General features: G+C 59.3%; 19 protein-coding genes and 3 tRNA genes. 20 read left to right on the forward strand and 2 right to left on the reverse strand.

From position 1 onward, the window contains the following. The first annotated feature begins 16 nt into the window (after positions 1-16). The 15 genes from H8790_RS10660 to H8790_RS10730 all read left to right on the forward strand — a co-directional run bounded on the left by H8790_RS10660 (position 17) and on the right by H8790_RS10730 (position 12,679). Positions 17-1,327 carry a divalent metal cation transporter gene (locus tag H8790_RS10660; RefSeq protein ID WP_187332484.1) on the forward strand — a complete coding sequence of 437 codons (1,311 nt, stop codon included), beginning with the start codon at positions 17-19 and terminating at the stop codon, positions 1,325-1,327. Further along, complete coding sequence (locus tag H8790_RS10665; protein ID WP_187332485.1) at positions 1,327-1,575, forward strand: hypothetical protein; 249 nt, start codon at positions 1,327-1,329, stop codon at positions 1,573-1,575. The genes H8790_RS10660 and H8790_RS10665 overlap by 1 nt, the downstream gene beginning before the upstream one ends. Next, a complete protein-coding gene (locus tag H8790_RS10670; RefSeq protein WP_187332486.1) occupies positions 1,544-2,260 on the forward strand; it encodes an L-2-amino-thiazoline-4-carboxylic acid hydrolase in 717 nt (238 codons plus the stop codon). Before H8790_RS10665 ends, H8790_RS10670 begins: the two co-directional genes overlap by 32 nt. Positions 2,261-2,288: 28 nt before the next feature. Further along, positions 2,289-3,182, forward strand: a complete 894-nt coding sequence (locus H8790_RS10675) for a DMT family transporter (protein ID WP_187332487.1) — start codon at positions 2,289-2,291, stop codon at positions 3,180-3,182. A 127-nt stretch (positions 3,183-3,309) separates the two neighbouring features. Then, positions 3,310-4,596: an L-cysteine desulfidase family protein gene (locus H8790_RS10680; RefSeq protein ID WP_187332488.1), complete on the forward strand. Its 1,287-nt coding sequence runs from the start codon at positions 3,310-3,312 to the stop codon at positions 4,594-4,596. Between the two features lie 217 nt (positions 4,597-4,813). Further along, a tRNA-Met gene (locus tag H8790_RS10685) sits at positions 4,814-4,890 on the forward strand. Positions 4,891-4,955: 65 nt separating this feature from the next. Next, positions 4,956-5,030, forward strand: a tRNA-Glu gene (locus tag H8790_RS10690). Positions 5,031-5,043: 13 nt separating this feature from the next. Then, positions 5,044-5,120 (forward strand) — tRNA-Val (locus H8790_RS10695). A gap of 365 nt (positions 5,121-5,485) precedes the next feature. Continuing rightward, positions 5,486-6,679, forward strand: coding sequence for a metal-dependent hydrolase family protein (locus tag H8790_RS10700; RefSeq protein ID WP_187332489.1), 1,194 nt, complete (start codon positions 5,486-5,488; stop codon positions 6,677-6,679). A 29-nt stretch (positions 6,680-6,708) separates the two neighbouring features. Further along, complete coding sequence (locus tag H8790_RS10705) at positions 6,709-7,686, forward strand: cucumopine synthase-related protein (RefSeq protein WP_187332490.1); 978 nt, start codon at positions 6,709-6,711, stop codon at positions 7,684-7,686. A 59-nt stretch (positions 7,687-7,745) separates the two neighbouring features. After that, a complete protein-coding gene (locus H8790_RS10710; RefSeq protein ID WP_187332491.1) occupies positions 7,746-8,792 on the forward strand; it encodes a TRAP transporter substrate-binding protein in 1,047 nt (348 codons plus the stop codon). Between the two features lie 60 nt (positions 8,793-8,852). Next, positions 8,853-9,329 (forward strand): TRAP transporter small permease, encoded by a 477-nt coding sequence (locus H8790_RS10715; protein ID WP_187332492.1) that lies wholly within the window; start codon positions 8,853-8,855, stop codon positions 9,327-9,329. Then, positions 9,330-10,610, forward strand: a complete 1,281-nt coding sequence (locus H8790_RS10720; protein WP_187332493.1) for a TRAP transporter large permease — start codon at positions 9,330-9,332, stop codon at positions 10,608-10,610. A 57-nt stretch (positions 10,611-10,667) separates the two neighbouring features. Further along, positions 10,668-11,660 (forward strand): asparaginase, encoded by a 993-nt coding sequence (locus tag H8790_RS10725; protein ID WP_187332494.1) that lies wholly within the window; start codon positions 10,668-10,670, stop codon positions 11,658-11,660. 65 nt (positions 11,661-11,725) lie between these two features. Beyond that, on the forward strand, positions 11,726-12,679 hold the full coding sequence (locus H8790_RS10730) for a LysR family transcriptional regulator (RefSeq protein ID WP_187332495.1): 954 nt from the start codon (positions 11,726-11,728) through the stop codon (positions 12,677-12,679). 105 nt (positions 12,680-12,784) lie between these two features. Here H8790_RS10730 and H8790_RS10735 read toward each other — a convergent pair whose 3' ends face one another. Both H8790_RS10735 and H8790_RS10740 read right to left on the reverse strand, forming a co-directional pair. Beyond that, on the reverse strand, positions 12,785-13,003 hold the full coding sequence (locus tag H8790_RS10735) for a hypothetical protein (RefSeq protein WP_187332496.1): 219 nt from the start codon (positions 13,001-13,003) through the stop codon (positions 12,785-12,787). 60 nt (positions 13,004-13,063) lie between these two features. Continuing rightward, a complete protein-coding gene (locus H8790_RS10740) occupies positions 13,064-13,288 on the reverse strand; it encodes a hypothetical protein (protein ID WP_187332497.1) in 225 nt (74 codons plus the stop codon). Between the two features lie 167 nt (positions 13,289-13,455). Here H8790_RS10740 and H8790_RS10745 point away from each other — a divergent pair, with 167 nt between their 5' ends. From H8790_RS10745 to H8790_RS10765, 5 genes are read left to right on the forward strand one after another with little or no spacing between them, the layout of a single operon-like run. Further along, positions 13,456-14,001: an RNA polymerase sigma factor gene (locus tag H8790_RS10745; RefSeq protein WP_187332498.1), complete on the forward strand. Its 546-nt coding sequence runs from the start codon at positions 13,456-13,458 to the stop codon at positions 13,999-14,001. Then, a complete protein-coding gene (locus H8790_RS10750; RefSeq protein WP_187332499.1) occupies positions 13,994-14,740 on the forward strand; it encodes a hypothetical protein in 747 nt (248 codons plus the stop codon). The genes H8790_RS10745 and H8790_RS10750 overlap by 8 nt, the downstream gene beginning before the upstream one ends. Continuing rightward, complete coding sequence (locus H8790_RS10755) at positions 14,727-15,581, forward strand: ABC transporter ATP-binding protein (RefSeq protein ID WP_187332500.1); 855 nt, start codon at positions 14,727-14,729, stop codon at positions 15,579-15,581. Before H8790_RS10750 ends, H8790_RS10755 begins: the two co-directional genes overlap by 14 nt. After that, positions 15,578-16,720: a hypothetical protein gene (locus H8790_RS10760; RefSeq protein WP_187332501.1), complete on the forward strand. Its 1,143-nt coding sequence runs from the start codon at positions 15,578-15,580 to the stop codon at positions 16,718-16,720. The genes H8790_RS10755 and H8790_RS10760 overlap by 4 nt, the downstream gene beginning before the upstream one ends. Further along, positions 16,720-17,925, forward strand: coding sequence for a hypothetical protein (locus H8790_RS10765; protein WP_187332502.1), 1,206 nt, complete (start codon positions 16,720-16,722; stop codon positions 17,923-17,925). The genes H8790_RS10760 and H8790_RS10765 overlap by 1 nt, the downstream gene beginning before the upstream one ends. The last annotated feature ends 4 nt before the right edge of the window (positions 17,926-17,929 follow it).

The following is a 17,929-nucleotide window of genomic DNA, read 5'->3' on the forward strand; positions in this document are numbered from 1 at the left end:
TTTAGGGAGGGAAATTATGAGTGAACAGGTAAATCTCAATGAGATTCAAGACCTTGAACGTCTCAATCAAGCACCTGTCTTAACCCGGTGGAAGGGATTCAGCAAATACACCGGGCCCGCATTCCTGGAGGCCGTCACCACCCTTGGCGCCGGCTCCTTCGCATCCGTCGCCGCCATGGGCGCGGCTTATGGCTATGAGATGCTGTGGATCCCCTTCTACTCCTATCTGCTCGGTATGTTCATGCTGACTCTGGGTACTAAGTTTGCCGTCCACAGCAGGCTGGACGTCATCACCGCCCAGAACAAGTATCAAAATAAGCTGATCGGCTCCGCCGTCACCGGACTGATCGCGTGCTATTTGGGATATGTGACCTTTACCTTCGGGCAGTATGCCTTGGGTACGGATGCGTTGGAGAATATGTTCGCCCTGGTGAACATCAACTTCCCCAGATCCATCAACTGGATTGTCATCTTTGCCCTCTCGTTCCCCTTTGCCTGGATGTACGGCAAAAACGATAAGGCGGTCCGTTTTGTGGAGAATTTCTGCAAAATCCTGATCGTCGTGATGCTGGTCGTGTTCGTGGCCGTCATCTTTGTGACCGGTGTGGATTGGGGCGCATTGCTGCACGGTCTGCTGATCCCCACGCTGCCCAGCGGAATCGAGGGCATCTCCACCGGCATCGCCGCGCTGATCTCTGTGGTGGCCGTGGGCGACTGGTGCCAGTACCACTACGCCATGAAGCAGCGCAACTTCACCCCCACCCACGAAAAGCTTGCCCACTTTGACCTTGTGGTGGGCGGCCTGGTTCCCGTGACGCTGGTCCTCACCTTTGTGGGCGTGGCGTTTGCCGTGACCTTCAGCGGCGGCTCCTTCCCCGACGACACCTATGCCCTGGCCAACGCCCTGGTGGGCGCCATCCCCAGCCTGGGCATCCAGATCGGCTTCTACATCGGCATCTTGGCCATCACCGTGTCTACCATGATCGGCATGAGCACCATTGCCGCCCAGTCCCTGTGCCGCGCCTTTGGGAAACCCCTGGACCCCCACTCCAAGCTGTGGAAGTTCGGCCTGATCAGCACGCAGATCGGCTTTTTGGGCGCTTACATCGGCAAGCCCATGTGGGCGGTCATCCTGGTGGCCGGCCTCCAGTCCTGCTTCTCCTGGGTCAGCGGCTCGTCCTGGTTCCTGCTGGCAAACGACCGCAAGTTCCTTGGAAAGCATGTGGTGAAGAACTACCTCTACAACATCGGCGTCTTGGTCAGCGTTGTCGTTCTCAACCTCACCTTCGTCACCTTTGTTTTAACTAAGTTAGGAGTGTGGGCATAATGACGAAAAAGATGTCAAGTTTCCTGGAATCCAAAGTGGGTTCCCTTCGTGTGCGCTCCGTTTTGACTCTCGTTTTGTGCGCGGTGAACTTTGCCCTGGCGTACGGCATTTGCCTTTACTATCTGATGGGCGGCGGCCCGGCGCTTATGATCATCAGCCTGATCCTGACCATCGCCCTGGTCCTGGTTCTGGCATTCCCGAATTTGGAGGTGCAGGATGACGCAAAAGCAACCGATCTTGTTGACTGAGACCCACCACGGCGGAATCCTGGTGGCATTCTATAAAGTCCTGATGGACTTTTGCGGCCGCGAGCGGGGATACGACCTCTTCATGACCGCTGGGCGCACCTATGGTGCCCGACGCGGCCGCAGAATGGCCATGCGGGCCATGCGGGACGGCAACCCCCTGGACCTCACGTCCTACTTTGCCTATGGCGAGCTGCTCTGCAACGATGAGGGCCTCGACGACGAGGGAACCTATGAGGCCATTCCCGGCACAGTCCACGAGCATCAGACCGACTGCTGGTGGGCCCGGGAGTTCCGGGCTATGGACTGTGAGCAGTGCGGGGTGGATTACTGCAAGGAAATCGACGGCGCAGTGGTCCGCGGCTTCAATCCCACCATGGGTTTCGAGCGCACGCAGAATATGCACCTCAACTCCTCCTGTGACTTCTATTTCCACAGCCCGGAAGTGAAGAGCGACTTCATGAGCACCTATGAATCCCGGCTGAAGCCTGGCCAGTGCGTAAAGCGGGAGATGGCCTACCACTGCGCGGACGTCTATCAGATGTACTGCCACGTCATCACCCAGGTGCTGCCGAAGGACGCCGCCGGCCTCATTGAACGGGTTCGCGCCATACTGTCCGAACGCTACGGCAAAGACTTTTTGCCTGTGCTGGACTCCTACAGCGGAACCGATTTTGAACAGATTTAACGCTGCGTAGAGCGTGGAGGGTTTTCTCGTGAAAAAGCAGATGCAGGGCATGATCTATGTCATGCTGGCCGCTGTCCTCTTCGGCGTCATGCCGCTGTGGGCGGTAAAAGTATATGACAATGGAGGAAATCCTGTCTTCCTCTCCTTCTGCCGGTTTGCACTCAGCCTGCCGCTCCTGTATTTACTGGACCGGAAGCTCTGCCCGCACCATGAACGGGCCGCGCCGGACAAGAAGTTTTTCCTGGTCTGCATCACCTATGTGCTGACCCCCTCCCTTCTATTCATCTCTTACACCAAAATTGCAAGCGGGCTTGCCACGACGGTGCATTTTATCTATCCCGCCATCGTGCTGTTGCTCTGCCGGGCCATGTTCCGGCAGAGCATCCGGCCCGTGAAGTACTTCTGCTGCTTTTTGTGCATTGTGGGCGTCGCCCTCTTCTGCACGGTGGGGGAGCAGGTGGACGGCCTGGGGCTTCTGCTTGCGCTGCTCTCCGCCATCACCTATGCCGGATATGTGGCCTATCTGCCGGCCAGCCATGTGCAGGAGACCCTGGCCCCCTTCCAGCTGACGCTGCGGCTGAACCTTGGCGGCGTGGTGGTGCTGGCAGTCCTCAACACCCTGATGGGCACGTGGGCCTTTGGCCTCACCCTGCAGGGCTGGCTCTACACCCTATTGCTCAGCTGGGGGACCGCTGTGGGCGCCACCATGCTGTTCCAGCGGGGCGTGCAGCTGTGCGGCGCGCAAAACGCCGCCATATTCAGCGTGCTCGAGCCCCTTACCAGCGTGGTGTGCGGGATTTTGTTCCTCAGCGAGTCCTGCAGCGTGCAGATCATCTTGGGGATTGTCCTGATCCTTGCGGCAGTGTTCCTTCTCTCCATCTGCGATTTTCGCGGGAAACGGCAAGAGGACATGCCCGCCTGACGCACGATCCGTTAGTATCCCGCTCTCCAACAAGCAGTTTAGCCGGGCGCGGGATACAAGCGCTTTTTGACAGAAGGTACTTTTTACGAGAGCCGCTTCAGCGGCAGATTACCAAAAGGAGAACGTCATGGAAAAGATGTCCAACCAATACAGCACCTATGTGCGGATTCTTCAGCGGGAGCTCGTCTGTGCGATGGGCTGCACGGAACCCATCGCAATCGCATACTGCGCGGCGGTGGCCCGGGCGGAGTTAGGCGCAATGCCGGACCGGTTGGACATCGAGGCCAGCGGGAACATCATTAAAAATGTGAAGAGCGTCATCGTCCCCAACACGGACGGCAGGCGGGGCATCGAGGTGGCCGCCGCAATCGGCGTTTTGGGCGGCGACGCATCCGCCCGGCTTGAGGTGATCTCCCATGTGGATCAGGCCGCAAAAAACCTGTTGCCGGAGTATCTCAAAAAGACGCCTGTGGCCATCCACATGGCCCAGTCCCCCTTTTTGCTTGACCTCACTGTGACCGCGTTCCATGGGGACTCCTATGCAAAGGTTCGCATTGCCAACGAGCACACCAACATCGTCCACATAGAGCGCAACGGCAAGGTGACGCTGGAAAAGGACCTCCACCCCAGCACCCAGGACATCCAGGCCGACCTGCCGGACTACACTCTTCTGAACGTGCAGGATATCTATGAGTTTGCAACCACCTGCGATTTATCGGACGTCAGGGAGGTCATTTCGTCCCAGATTGAGAAAAACACCCGCATCGCCGAGGAGGGCCTTCACAGCACCTATGGGGCAAACATTGGGAAGGTACTGCTCAAAAACGGCGGGGACAGCGTGCGGATCCGGGCAAAGGCCTATGCCGCGGCGGGCAGCGACGCCCGCATGAACGGCTGCGAACTGCCGGTGGTCATCTGCGCCGGCAGCGGAAACCAGGGCCTCACCACCTCACTGCCGGTCATCGTGTACGCCAGGGAACTCCACGCGGATGAGGAGACGCTCTACCGCGCACTGGTGATTTCCAACCTGGTCACCCTTCATATCAAAGAGAACATCGGGCGGCTCAGCGCATACTGCGGCGCGGTCTGCGCCGGGGCCGGCGCGGGCGCGGGCATCAGCTACCTGTACGGCGGGGACTGCGACGTCATCTCCCACACCATTGTCAATACGCTGGCCGTCACCTCCGGCATTGTCTGTGACGGAGCCAAGTCCTCCTGTGCCGCAAAGATCGCCATGGCGGTGGAGGCAGGCATCCTTGGGTTCGAGATGTACCGCAACGGCCAGCAGTTTTACGGCGGCGAGGGCTTGGTGCTCACCGGCGTGGAAAACTCCATCCGCAACTTTGGCCGTCTGGGCCGGGAGGGCATGCGGGAGACGGACAGTGAGATCATCCGTATGATGGTGGAGCAATAATCTTCAGCGGCCCTGCTTTACCATCGCTTTTGAAGGTCTGTGTACAGGCCGAGCCGGGTCTTTTTTGCAGGCCCTGGCGGAACTGCAAAGTGCCTGCCGCGCGGGAACCGGACAAACAATAGGCTTGGACAAAAATTTTCCGTTTTTTAAGAATTACCCTTGACAAAATGCACTGCTTTTTGGTATAGTAATTTGTGCCCTGTCGAGGATTTCTTATGGCGGCATAGCTCAGTTGGCTAGAGCATGCGGTTCATACCCGCAGTGTCCCCGGTTCAAATCCAGGTGCCGCTACCATTCTCCTGAGACGCTGTGCGTCTCAGGAGAACCCCAAACGGGCCTTGGCAGGGCTTGATATAGATGGCCCGTTGGTCAAGTGGTTAAGACACGGCCCTTTCACGGCTGTAACATGGGTTCGAATCCCGTACGGGTCACCACTTTCTTTCATCTGGAGGCTTAGCTCAGCTGGTTAGAGCGCCTGCTTCACACGCAGGAGGTCACTGGTTCGAGTCCAGCAGTCTCCACCACGCAAAAGCCCTTGAACCGCAATGGTTCAAGGGCTTTTGTTATGTCTCAGTTCCAACCAAATCTTATGAGAATTTATTACCTTTTGAGATAAAATCCCCCCAGGGAACAACTCCCTGGGGGGATTTTATTCTGTCCAGCCTGACAGCAGTTTCCGCATCCACGGAACCCTGCGCCTACGAAGCCCCGAATGATGATCCGGGACAATCCGGGGTGCTGCCGTATGAGAGACATCCTCCAATGCTCCCACAGGCAAACAGCTGTCGATTTACAAGAAAGACCTGTTTGATTTCCTGATAGATGCAGGGTTATATTCGAATCAGCAGAGGGTTTCTGTAAATTAAACCAATCAAAGGAGATGTGCCAAATGTTTTACATCAAAGCGGACCGCGGGATCACCGGAGATGGAAAAACTGTCCTGGCCCCTGTGTATGTGGGTGTGGATGGGGATACCATCACCTATGTGTCCGATCAGCAACCTGCCTCCATACAGCAATTCGACTTTGTCGACATGGGGGATACAACACTGACCCCGGGCCTTTTGAATCTACACGACCATGTAAACCGCAAGATTCTGCGCGATCATCCCACTGATCTCCCCGTTACGGTGCGCTCCAAAGAATTTATGTCCAACTCCAAGGAGTACATGCTGCTCCACGGCGTAAAAAACGTCCGCGACATGTTGGGGGAGGGCGTCACCTTTATCCGTGATTTCGGCCTTGGCGGCTATACCGCCGTCACCCTCAAGCGCGGCATCCAAGAGGGCCTGGTGATTGGGCCGGAGATGATGGTCTGCGGCAGGCCGCTGTGCATGACCGGGGGCCACTGCCACAAAAACGCCCACGAGGTAGACGGCGTCGACGGCATGATCCGTGGCGTCCGCGAGGAGCTCAAAGAGGGGGCCGACTTCATCAAGTTCATGGCCAGCGGCGGGCTGGACCAGTTCCCCAGGGAGGATCCCAAGTACCCCGAGCTGACGCTGGAAGAGCTGAAGGCCGGTATCGGGGTGGCCCACGACGCGGGCAGGCCCACCACAGCCCACGTCTATCCCAAGGAAGCCATCTTGCGGATCATTCAGGCCGGCATCGACTGCGTGGAGCACGGCGTCATGATGGACGATGAATGCATCGATGAAATGGTCAAGCACAATCTCCCTCTGGTCCCGACAATGACCGGTATGCGCGGCGCGTACTTCATCCCCCCTGTCAGCGAGGCCCGCATGAAGACCCGGGCGCTCCTTGAAACGCGCATCTGGCAGCCCCACAACGAATCTGTACGCAAAGCCGTGGAAGCCGGATTGCTGGTGGGAACCGGCACGGACAGCTATGGCCGGCTTTCCGATGAGATCCGCCTGATCGCCCAGGCTGCAAACCGCACCCCTGTCCAGGCAATCGAGCACGCCACCAGCACCTCCGCCAAGATCATCGGCCGCGGAGACCTGGGCCTGCTGAAAGAGGGCAGGCACGCCAACATCGCCGCTTTCCCCGGCGACCTCAGCAAGTCGCTGGACACAATCGACCGTGCCGTCCAGGTTTGGCTACACGGCAAGGCGGTCCTGTAACTTGAAAAACGGAAAGGAAGGAAACCATCATGAGACGAATTTTACTTGAGTGGCCCGACCTGGGCCTCTCCGCCAAAGCCACGCTGGCCGACGACAAAAACCCCGAACTGTGCGACGACCTCTGGAACGCCCTGCCCATCCACTCCATCATGAACAACGCGGTGATCACAGACGGCTCCATGTACTGCTGGGCGCCGCTGCTCAGCCACGCCCCCGTCCATGTGAAAGAGCGGATTGACAAGGCGCCCGTCGGCCGGCTGCGCTACTCACAAAATACCGGCAACAAGGTGATCGTCCAATACGCCGAGTGCAATGAGGACATCATGGGTGCCGTCCTTGGGCAGGTTGACGAGGAGGACATCGAAACCGTCCGTACCATTGGCAGCAAGGCCCTGGAGTCCATCTTTATGACGAAAAACGAGCTCCACATCCGCATCTCCAGACTGGGTGAGGACTCGGCCAAAGAGGATGCCCGGCCCACCCTGGAGGCCCCGGACGCCTGTAAGGCCGAGGTCAAAGCCCTGGTGGAAAAAATCCTGGACCGGGCTATGGAGTGCAGCAGGGCGGAGCCTGAGGAGCACAAGCTGGTCCGCACCGGTAAAAATGCCGGTATGGGCTCCTGCGGACAGTATTTCAGCACCTGGGAATTTGTCTACTCGCTGTCCCGCGACCTGTCCATGTATACACTCTACCCCATCTCCCGCCTCTGCCGCAAAGAGGAGTTTGACGTCCGCACCCTGGAATCAATCTACATGGAGATTGACCCGACCTACACCAACCTGCTGGGCTCCTACGGCATGCGCACCCTTCGGGAGTATGCAAGGGAGTTTCGCGCTCTGATCGCCGCGCAGACACTGACCAAGGAGGAGTTCACCTATATCCTTGACGCCTTTGTCCTCTATACGAATATGATCGCCCAATGGGCTTATTTCTACTATCCCTGGGGAATCGGCTGCGCATGCTACCGCTTTGAGGACGAGTACAGGCACTACGTCGCAAAGGATTGACCCTCACAGCCCAATTCAAAGAGAAACCCAAAACAAAGATTGAGAAGGGATGGACAACTATGATTTGTTTCAAAAGATTTGCCGCGCTTGCGCTTGCTTTTGCACTGTCCATTGGCCTCGCCGCCTGCGGCGGAGCATCGAATCCCAATGAGCCCCAATCTTCAGCCAGCGGTTCCGGGAAGGAAGCGTCCTACACCCTGAAATTTGCCCATGAGATGGCGGAGGGTACGCCCGAGGCAATTGCCGCCGACCTGTTTGCGGAGAATGTCCACGAAAAAACGAACGGCGCGGTCACCATCGAAGTCTTTCCACACGGCCAGCTTGGCGATCCCGCCACGATGATCGAGAGCGCATCCCTGGGCAACATCGACCTTATCAGCTGTGCCAGCGGAAACTTTGCCCGCTTTGACACCATCTTCAACATCGACACAGTCCCCTACCTCTATGCGGACGGCGAGGCCTTCCGCACCATTCTGAAGGAGTCCGGAGCGCAAGACACCCAGATGGACGTACTCAGCAGCAACGGCTTTACCATGCTCAACGAAGCGCGCAACTGCTTCCGCGGCCCCTACCGGGTGCTGGTCTCCACCAGGCCCATCAACACCATCGACGATCTGAAGGGCCTCCGCCTGCGGGCCTTTGAAAACACCAACTACATGACGGCCTACGAAAAGCTTGGCGCGAACCCCATCATCCTGCCCTGGTCAGACGTGTTCATGTCCCTCCAGCAGGGCACGGTGGAGGCCGCCGCCTGCGCAATCGGCTCCTTGAAAAACGAGGGCTTTACCCAGGTGGCCCCTTATGTGGCCAATGTCAACGAGTACCTCTCATCCATCCTCATTGTGGGGACCGAGTCCGCGCTGGAAAAGCTGCCTCCTGAATACATTGAAATCCTGAAAGAGTGCGCCGATCAGTTCGGGGAGGACGTTGACACGGCCATGAATGAAAGCCTTGACGAGCAGATCGCCGCCATGGAGGCGGAAGGTGCCACGTTTGTCGAGGTGGATACCGCCCCCGCCCGGGAGGTCCTGAAGGACTTCTACTATTCCCTGGAGGAGAGCGGGGTCCTGCCAAAGGGCACAGTCGACATTTCACTCGCCCAGTAAGACGCATCCGCTGAACGCCGGCCAGAGGGGACTCTGGCCGGCGCAAGAAAGGACGGTTACATGAAACGCTTCCTCAACAAAACAGCCGATGCCATGATGGCGATCGCCTGCATCTCCCTTGCGGCCTGCGTACTCACCAATGCCTATGAGATTTTCATGCGTTTTTTCTTTGCCAAAAGCCTCTACTGGATTCAGGATTTTACACTTCTAACCATGCTGTGGTTCATCTTTCCCGGGATGGTTAAAATCGCCAACAAAGGAAACGACATTTCGGTGGACCTCTTTCTCAGCAAGCTCCCCGGCAAGGCCCAGCGCGTGGTCAAGATGGCCGTGGACATTCTGGTCACGCTGTTCAGCCTGTGCCTGTTCTACTTCAGCGCGGACATGTTCCGCCTGCGCATCGGGCAGGTCAAGACCACCAGCAGCATCCCGCTGAACTTATACACTGTGGCCATTATGGTCAGCATGCTCCTGATGAGCCTTGTATATATCGAAAAACTGACAGAGCAGCTAAAAAAGGAAGGGGGCGCGCGGTAAATGGCAGCGTTTGTATTAATCGCGGTGTTCTTTGTGGTCCTGATCGCGGGCATGCCCATCAGCATGGGCATGGGGGTTTCCACCCTGGCCTCCCTCTTTGCGGGGCACTACAGCCTGTCTACCCTGATCCTGCAGATTGAAAAAGGGGCCGGTAGCTACTCCCTTGTGGCCATCCCCTACTTTGTCCTTGCGGCCAGCCTGATGAACAAGGGCGGCATCACCAATAAGATCTTCGACTTTGCAGAGTCCCTCTGCAGCTGGATGCACGGCGGGCTTGCCCAGGTCAACGTCATCTCCAGCGTGATTTTTGCCGGAATCTCCGGCACGGCAAACGCCGATGCGGCGGGCCTGGGGCTGGTTGAGATTGAGGCGATGGACCGAAAGGGATACGACCGGGGCTGGTCCGTGGCGATCACGCTGGCCTCCTCCATCCTGGGGCCCATCATCCCGCCCAGCGTCTGTTTCATCGTCTATGGATGCCTTGCGGGCGTATCTGTGACAGAGCTCTTCGTGGCCGGGGTGGTTCCCGGGGTCCTCATTGCCGCCGCCTTGATGGCCGCCAATTATGTCATCGCAAAAAGCGGCAAAAAAGCGTGTCCCCCGCCGCAAAAATTTGACCTCCGTGAGGTTGGGCGAACCTTCAAGCACGGGTTTTTTGCCCTGATGGCTCCGGTCATCCTGCTGGCCTGCCTGTTCTCCGGAGCCGTCACCGCAACCGAGACCGGCATTATCGCATCGGTGTACTCCTTCGTCGTGGGCCTCCTTTATCGGGAGCTGAGTGTTCAGAATCTCAAGGAGACCTTTGTGGAGACCATTGAAAACTCCGCGGTCATCATGTTCATGATCGGCATGGGCAACGGCATCGGCTATGTGCTGACGCTGGAGCGCGTGCCGCAGAACCTGACGTCGCTGCTCTTAGGCGTGACGGAGAACAAATATGTCATGCTCCTTCTCATTCTGATCGTTCTTTTGATCATGGGCTGCTTCATCGATGCCACCACCATCCGGATTATCACAGTACCCCTGCTGCTGCCCGTCATCGACGCGCTCGGCATCAGCCGCCTCCACTTTGGCGTCATCCACACGGTCGTCACCCTGCTTGGCATGTCCACGCCGCCGGTGGGCACAGGGCTGCTGGTCATGGCGACGATCTCCAAGATGAAATTCGACGATGTGGTGAAGGCGTTTGTGCCCTTCTGGATCCCCTTGGCGGCGGCATTGCTGCTGATTACCTACCTCCCACAAATCACACTGTTCCTGCCGCATCTCATCTTCGGGTAGGGCGGGCGCCAGAAAAGATCGTATGTGCCGCTGCCCTTCATAAAAGAGGAAGTCATATTGAAAAAGATTTTATTGCTGACAACCGGGGGGACCATTGCCTGCACAGGCGGCGGGGCCGGGTACGCCCCCACCCTGGACGGCAGCGCGCTCCTAAGCTATGTGCCGGAGGTCCGCGGCCTGGCGGACATAGAACTAACCGGCATCCTGAACATTGACAGCTCCAATATGCAGCCGGAGGATTGGGAGCTCATCGCGAAAACCATCCGGGACGCGGAAGACCGCTATGACGGCATTGTCATCGTACACGGGACCGACACCATGGCCTATACCTCTTCGGCTGTCAGCTTTATGACGCTTGGGCTCAGGAAATGCGTGGTCTTCACTGGCGCCCAGATCCCAATTTCCAAGGAGGGCAGCGACGGCAGGGAAAACCTCTTGGACGCGGTCTGCACGGCGTGCAGCAGCGGCCTGACCGGCGTTTATGTTGTATTCGGCGGGAAGATCATGCCCGGCTGCTGTGTGAGCAAATGCGACACGGAGGCCAGGGCGGCTTTTCAGTGCGTCAACCGCAGGGAAGTCGGCTGTGTCCATCAGGGGAAGCTGCGTATCTTTGAATACCCCTCTGCGCCGGCCGGAAGGCCGGAGTGGCACATCCGCGTGGACAACCGGGTCCTCCTTTGGAAAGTCACGCCGGGCCTTTCGCCTGACCTCCTGGATGCGTGCATCGAGGCCAGGTATAAAATCATCATACTGGAGGCCTTCGGCGTGGGCGGGCTGCCCATGCTGCGAAACAGCTTTCTGCCAAAGATCATCGAGTGGCGGGAGCGGGGCATTCTGACGGTTGTGACGAGCCAGTGCCATCGCGGGCGCTGCGACATGACCATCTATGAGACCGGCCGATTGGCGCTGAACCAGGGCGCGGTATGCGCCGGGAACATGACGCGGGAGGCGCTTTTGACAAAACTGATGTGGATTCTCTCCATCACAGAGGATACGGATGAGATCATCGCGCTGCTGCGGCAGAACTGCTGCGGGGAATTTGGCCTTTGACTCCTTCCGGTGTGCATACTATAATCAAATTGTCACCTTTGGCACATGATGGAAAGGGCATCACTATGAACCTTTTGTCTCTTGAATACTTTTTGGTTGCCGCCGAGGAAATGAGCTTCACAAAAGCGGCAGTTAGGCTGTATATCACCCAGCAGTCCCTGAGCGGACACATCAAAAAGCTGGAGGAGTACTTTGGCTGTTCCCTCTTCGACCGGGGCAACCCCCTGACCCTGACCAAGGAGGGCCTTGGTCTTCAGCAGGCGGCCCGGAAAATCCTTGCCGCGGTGGCCGATACGGAAAAAGAGATTCAGGACATCAAGGACTTGCGAAACGGGGAGCTCTCCATTGGGATCACACGGACCCGCGGGAACCTGTACCTTCCCCCCATCCTGACAAAATTCCATCAGGAGTTCCCGAATATCCAGCTCACCATCTTCGAGGGGAACTCCCAGGAGACGGAGACTGCGTTGGACCGCGCCAAGATCGACCTTCTCATCGGCTATCCACCCTTGAGCAAAAACAGCATGCAGAGCATCCCCTTTTGGAAAGAGGAGACGGTTTTGGTGATTCCCTATCAGATCCTGGTCCGCTATTTCCCGGCGGAGTACAGGGACATCCTGTCCGGGAGCAGAAAAATGAACCTCAGGGATGTCCGGCACTGCCCTGTTCTTGCAATGGATGTGGAGACGCGGCTGGGCCGCAGGTTCTACGAGGCCTGCGGCGAACAGGGATTTTTGCCCAAGGTAGTCCTGAAGGCAAAGAGCCTCAGCGTATTGGTGCCGCTGTGCCTAAACGGGCTGGGCATCATGGTCTGCCCGGAGGTGTTTTTGCTGCCATACCGCAACCAGATCGGTTCAAGGGAGGACGGCCGTGTGTTCCTCTCCCCCATCAGCGATGTGTTCCCACCCAAGGACATGTGTGTGAACTACCTGAAGAGCAAGTATCTCTCCGCCACAGCCCGCGGATTTGTCCGTATCATTGAGCAGGAAAAAGCCCAGCTGGCGTGGAACCTCTATTGAGTGCCGAGGCATACCAGTGTTCCAGGTAAATCGAATGGATATTGGCAAAGGGCCACTGAAAGCGATGCTCTCAGTGGCCCTTTTATTGCCGCGCGGCCGCTTTGGTCAGAGGCACTCAATGCAGGTCGCATTGATCTGCGGGGGAATGCTTCTGGTCATCGTACCGTCGTAGTGGATGCAGACCCGCTGTCCCACGCGGAAGCAGCAGGCGCGGTCATAGTGGACGATCACTTCCTGCTGGGAACAGTGATCGCATACGCACAGGCAGCAGCGGTGGACTCTGCACACCGTTGCGCACATCGTAGTTTCTGCGGACATTTCCATATCGTACTTCTCCTTTCCAAGAAAGAACAGGATCATCTGTTGAATCGGCGTCCCTTGGGCTCAGCAGCACCGGGGCCCGCCCCATGGAAGCGCAGAGATGCTCTGCGCAAAGATCTGGGGCGGAATGCTGGTGGTCATGACGCCGTTGTATCGAATGCGGATCAGGTTCCCCTGCCGAAACCGGCATGCGCTGGGTGTGATGACAGCAATGCGCTGGCGTGTCTCCAGGTCCAGTACCATCAGCCGTCCAGGCTGTACGCCGGTCACGATGGCCCGCATGGTCATACTTGCCACCTCCAATCTCCGCACCACAGGATATGCCGCAGGGCAGCGATTGGTCCGCACCAGCTTTTGCGGGCCGCGTTTCCTCTTCATCCTTCAGAAAATTCTTTTCCTTTTTCCGCAACGATGGTACGCTGAAATACGAATATAAAAATAAAGGCGGTGAGCGGGTGGAACAAGAGAAAAAGTGGATCCGGGAGATTCAGCGCCGGGGCTCCCGGGCTGCGGCGGACCAGCTCATCCGCGCCTACTACGACGAGCTCTACCGGTTTGCCTACCGGCAGACCGGCAGCAAGGAAGACGCCATGGACCTGACCCAAACCATTTTCCTGGCCGTGCTGCGCGCCCTGCCCTCCTACCGCCCGGAGCGTTCGTCCTTCCGCACCTATCTTTACCGCATCGCCTCCAACAAGGCGATCGACGCCCGGCGCCGCCTAAGCCCCCAGATCGTTCCGCTGGAGGGGCTGCCCCTGGAAGAGCTGCCCCTGGAGGAGGACTTTGCCGCCCGGGTGCAGGATCGGGACCTTCTCTCCCGGATCGAGTCCTATGTCTCCGGACTGGACCCGCAGACCCAGGCCGTCTTCCGCCTGCGCCTGTACGGGGAGCAGACCTTCCCGGAGATCGCTGCGGCCCTGGAGCAGCCGGAAGCGGCGGTCAAGGCCCGTTACTACCGTCTGATGGGACGGCTGAGAAAGGAGTTTGACCCCTATGGATGAGCAAAACATCCCCATGCCCACGGAAGAGGAAAAAACCCTGGCCATCGCGCGGCTTCTCAGCGAGGGCCTGAGCGCCCCGCAGGGCCTGCGGCGGAGCCTGAGTGAAGTGCTTCATACCGTCGGGCTGCGGCCGCTCTTTTGGGGCGTGGGCGACTGCCTGTTCCTCTCGGCCCTGGCGCTGTCCCTTTGCCTCATTCCCATGGCCGCCGCGGCACAGCAGGGCCGTCTGGCCCCGGTGCTGTTTCTCCTCTCCCCCGCCCTCTACGCCTCCTTGCAGCTTTTCACCGCCTGGAAGGAGGGCCAGAGCGGCACCCTGGAGTGGAAACGGACCTGCCGTGTCTCCTTCCGGGCCATGACCGCGCTGCGGATGCTGGTGTTTGGCAGTATGTCAGTTGTGATCTGCGTGCCGGTGGACGGCCTTCTATGGGCCCTGACCCATGGCGCCCCCTCCCTTCTCTGGATGTTCGGCCTCTCCTGCTCCAGCCTGTTTCTCTACGGCGCCCTCTCCCTCCTCTTCCAGAGGCTGCGCCGTCTCCCGGGCCTGCTGGCCGCGCCGGCGGCCTGGGCCGTTCTTGGGGCGGTGCCCCTTTGCAGCGAGCGGGCCGCGGCCTGGCTCACCCAGCTTCCCACCGCGGTCTTTTTCCTGTTGGCCGCAGCCGGGCTGGCCCTCTACCTATTGGAGCTGCGCCGCTATTGCCTGCATCAAACGGAAGGAGGAAGCGCATATGCTTTCAGTTGAACATGTGACCAAGCGTTACGGCGATTTTACCGCCCTTGAGGACATCTCCCTGACCTTCTCCCCAGGGGTCTACGGGTTGCTGGCTCCCAACGGGGCGGGCAAAACCACCCTCATCAAGATGCTCACCACCCTGCTTTTCCCCACCCAGGGCCAGATCCTGTGGGACGGGGAGGATATCCTGAGCATGGGGGGAGACTACCGGGGCCTTTTGGGCTACCTCCCCCAGGAGTTCGGCTATTATCCCAACTATACGCCCAGGCAGTTTCTGCGCTATGCCGCCGCGCTGCAGTGTATCCCCCGCCAGGAGGCGGACCGGCGCATCGCCTCCCTCCTGGAGATGGTGGGGCTTTCCGACTCAATGGACACGAAGCTGAAAAAGTTTTCGGGTGGAATGTTACAGCGGGTGGGCATCGCCGTGGCCATGCTGAACGACCCAAAGCTTCTGATTTTGGACGAGCCCACCGCCGGGCTGGACCCGCGGGAGCGGGTGCGGTTCCGCAACCTCATCCATGGCTTTTCCAAGGACCGCATTGTCATCCTCTCCACCCACATCGTCTCCGACATTGAGACCATCGCCAGCCAGATCGTCCTGCTCCGGAATCACCGCCTTTTCTGCTGCGAAAGCCCCGCCGCCATCTGCGGCCGGTTCCTGGGCAAGGTCTTTGAGGTGCCGGCAGGCACGGACCTCACCGCCGGGCAGCACCTTCTCAGCGAGGCCCAGGGGGACGGCGGCACGGTGCTTCGGATCCTGAGCGATGCGCCGCCTCAAAACGCCGCACCGGTGACACCGGGGCTGGAAGACGCATTCCTTGCCATCTACCGGGAGGAGGGGCAGCTTTGAGACAGGCATCCTATGAGTGGAGAAAGCTCTTTTGCCTGCCGGCCCTGTGGGCGTTTTTGGCGCTCTGCCTTGCGTTCAATCTGCTCTTGGTTCTGGAACACTCCTATGGCCGGGACTTTTTCTGCGATGCGTCCAAAGTTGCAGGGGACTTGGGCCAGCAGGTGACCCCATCCTTTCTGGAGGGCCTTTCCCGGCGTCCCGCCGGTGAAAGCCGGGACATCCTGATCGCTTCCGCCGCCGGACTGGAGGACATTTTTGAGACCTACGATACGGGAGAGCTTTCGGAGTTCTACAAAGGGGTGGTTTCCTCCTCCCCCCTGGCCTCCCGGTGGATGGAGTGGAAATACGGCCTTCTCTCCAGCCGGACGGCGCACTTGGCGGAAAAAGACGCCGCGCTCACCCTGTATGCCGGCCCCATCACCCACGACAGCCATCAGTTTCTTTTCTCCACCCTGCTCCGCGCCGTGGTGGCGGAGGGGGCCATGCTCTCCATGCTGGCCACGCTGTACCTTCTGGGCTATGAGCGGATCTTCCGGACCGGAGGCCTGGCCTTCACTGCCCGGACAGGCAGGGCGCTGCGGCGGGTCAAGGTGCGCTCCGCTCTCAGCGCGTCTGTCGCGTTGTACGCGCTCCTAAGCATAGGCTCCCTGGGGCCCTACTTTGCCCTCTGGGACTACAGCGGCGTGTGGGGCGCCAGCGTGTCCAGTCAGTTCAACTACCTCACGGACATGCTCTACACCCGTCCCTTCCTCACCTGGGCCGACTTCACGGTGGCGGGGTACCTTGCCGCCGCGCTGGCCCTTGGCGCGGCTTTGTGTGCGGCATTTTCCCTGTTGGCGGCGGTGTGCGGCATCTTAATCCGGAACACCTATGGCGCGGCCCTGGCGCTGATCCTGCTGTGCGCCGGCGGGCTCAGCCTCACCGCCCTGCTGGCCCAGGTAAAGCTGTGGCCGCTCTACTTTCTCTCCTGCTTTCAGCCCACCAGCGTTTGGCTCTGCATGGGGGGTTGGTTTACAGAGTTGGGGCTCAGCGCCGCCGTGCCCTGGCAGGAGACGGTGGGCACGGTCTGCAGCCTGCTGCTTGCGGGGGCCGGGACGGCCTTGGCGCTGCGGCAAACCAACAGAAAGGACCTATTGTGATGGAACTTCTCAAATGGGAGCTTCAAAAAATCTGGCAGGGCGGCATTGTGGCCGCCATCGCTCTGTTGGGCGTCCTGTACTACTTCCTCTTTCCGGTCTTTTACATCGATTACTTCTGCAACGGCCCCTCCGCCCAGGCCCAGTTTGACCTATCCGCCGCCTGGGTGGAGCGGTTCGGTACCACCATCGAGCCGGAGGAGCTTCCGCAGATCAAAGAGCAGCTCACGGAGGAGATCGCCCTTTTTGAAACCCGGGCCGCGGCCATCCCGTCGGCCGCAGAGGCCGGCCTCACTGACTATAGCGCCTTCCTCTCCTTTCAGAGCAGCTATTACGATGCCGTTTCAGAGGACGGCGGCCAGGCCGACATGGATACGGAGCGGCTGATCCATCTGGTGATGAACAATACCAACTACTATACCATCACCTCACTGGAACAGTTCCTCCAGGGCTATGGCGATCAGACAGAACCCTCCCGCCAGGACCTATTGGACATTGGCTACACGGACTCCATGATCCGCCGCCTGGGCGCCCTCGCCCAGCCGGACCTGCGCTCCGGCTATCTGCCCATCGGGGTGATGTCCTCCACCAACGAGTACGCCAGGGATTTGGCGGTGTGGGCCGTTCTCAGCACGGTGCTGCTGCTCTCTCCCACTCTGGTTCGGGACCGGCTGCGGCGGACCCGGGCCCTGCAATGGACCTCCCGCCGGGGCAGGCGGGTTCTGACCGCCCAGATGGGAGCCGCCGCCCTGTCCGCCCTGATGCTCCTCGTGATCAACGCTGCGCTCTACGCCTTGCCGTTCCTCTCCAAGGGGCCGCTGGCCTTTCGTGATTGCAGGCTCTACAGCCTCTGGGGCGGAAGCGTGCCCTGGTTCAACTGGACTTATGGCACCTATCTCCTTGTCCTGATGGGGCTGATCCTTGCCCTTTCCATGACCGCCGCCGCCCTGACGGTGTTCCTCTCCCAATACAGCGCCAACTATGTGGCCATGCTGCTCAAGTCGCTGCCGCTCTTTGTGATCCTGGGTCCCCTGGCCGGCGCATGGATACTGGACGCACCTTTCTTCTTCCGCCCCCTCCGGAGGGAAATTGGGGGCGGCGTCTGGGTCTGCGCCGGAGGGGAGGCCGTCCTTATGGCTGCGCTTCTCTCCCTTGGCCTGGGGCTATGCATTCTGTCCTGCGCCAGGCAGCGGCGTCGTACGCTCTGACCCC

Source organism: Oscillibacter hominis, assembly GCF_014334055.1.
GTDB lineage: Bacteria > Bacillota > Clostridia > Oscillospirales > Oscillospiraceae > Oscillibacter > Oscillibacter hominis.

Bases quoted from the DNA above. Each gene is read 5' to 3' on its own strand.
- H8790_RS10715 (WP_187332492.1), top strand. From the start codon at position 8,853: ATGAAACGCTTCCTCAACAAAACAGCCGATGCCATGATGGCGATCGCC.
- H8790_RS10730 (WP_187332495.1), top strand. From the start codon at position 11,726: ATGAACCTTTTGTCTCTTGAATACTTTTTGGTTGCCGCCGAGGAAATG.
- H8790_RS10705 (WP_187332490.1), top strand. From the start codon at position 6,709: ATGAGACGAATTTTACTTGAGTGGCCCGACCTGGGCCTCTCCGCCAAA.
- H8790_RS10680 (WP_187332488.1), top strand. From the start codon at position 3,310: ATGGAAAAGATGTCCAACCAATACAGCACCTATGTGCGGATTCTTCAG.
- H8790_RS10750 (WP_187332499.1), top strand. From the start codon at position 13,994: ATGGATGAGCAAAACATCCCCATGCCCACGGAAGAGGAAAAAACCCTG.
- H8790_RS10700 (WP_187332489.1), top strand. From the start codon at position 5,486: ATGTTTTACATCAAAGCGGACCGCGGGATCACCGGAGATGGAAAAACT.
- H8790_RS10765 (WP_187332502.1), top strand. From the start codon at position 16,720: ATGGAACTTCTCAAATGGGAGCTTCAAAAAATCTGGCAGGGCGGCATT.
- H8790_RS10660 (WP_187332484.1), top strand. From the start codon at position 17: ATGAGTGAACAGGTAAATCTCAATGAGATTCAAGACCTTGAACGTCTC.
- H8790_RS10735 (WP_187332496.1), bottom strand. From the start codon at position 13,003: ATGGAAATGTCCGCAGAAACTACGATGTGCGCAACGGTGTGCAGAGTC.
- H8790_RS10670 (WP_187332486.1), top strand. From the start codon at position 1,544: ATGACGCAAAAGCAACCGATCTTGTTGACTGAGACCCACCACGGCGGA.
- H8790_RS10665 (WP_187332485.1), top strand. From the start codon at position 1,327: ATGACGAAAAAGATGTCAAGTTTCCTGGAATCCAAAGTGGGTTCCCTT.
- H8790_RS10710 (WP_187332491.1), top strand. From the start codon at position 7,746: ATGATTTGTTTCAAAAGATTTGCCGCGCTTGCGCTTGCTTTTGCACTG.
- H8790_RS10755 (WP_187332500.1), top strand. From the start codon at position 14,727: ATGCTTTCAGTTGAACATGTGACCAAGCGTTACGGCGATTTTACCGCC.
- H8790_RS10720 (WP_187332493.1), top strand. From the start codon at position 9,330: ATGGCAGCGTTTGTATTAATCGCGGTGTTCTTTGTGGTCCTGATCGCG.
- H8790_RS10740 (WP_187332497.1), bottom strand. From the start codon at position 13,288: ATGACCATGCGGGCCATCGTGACCGGCGTACAGCCTGGACGGCTGATG.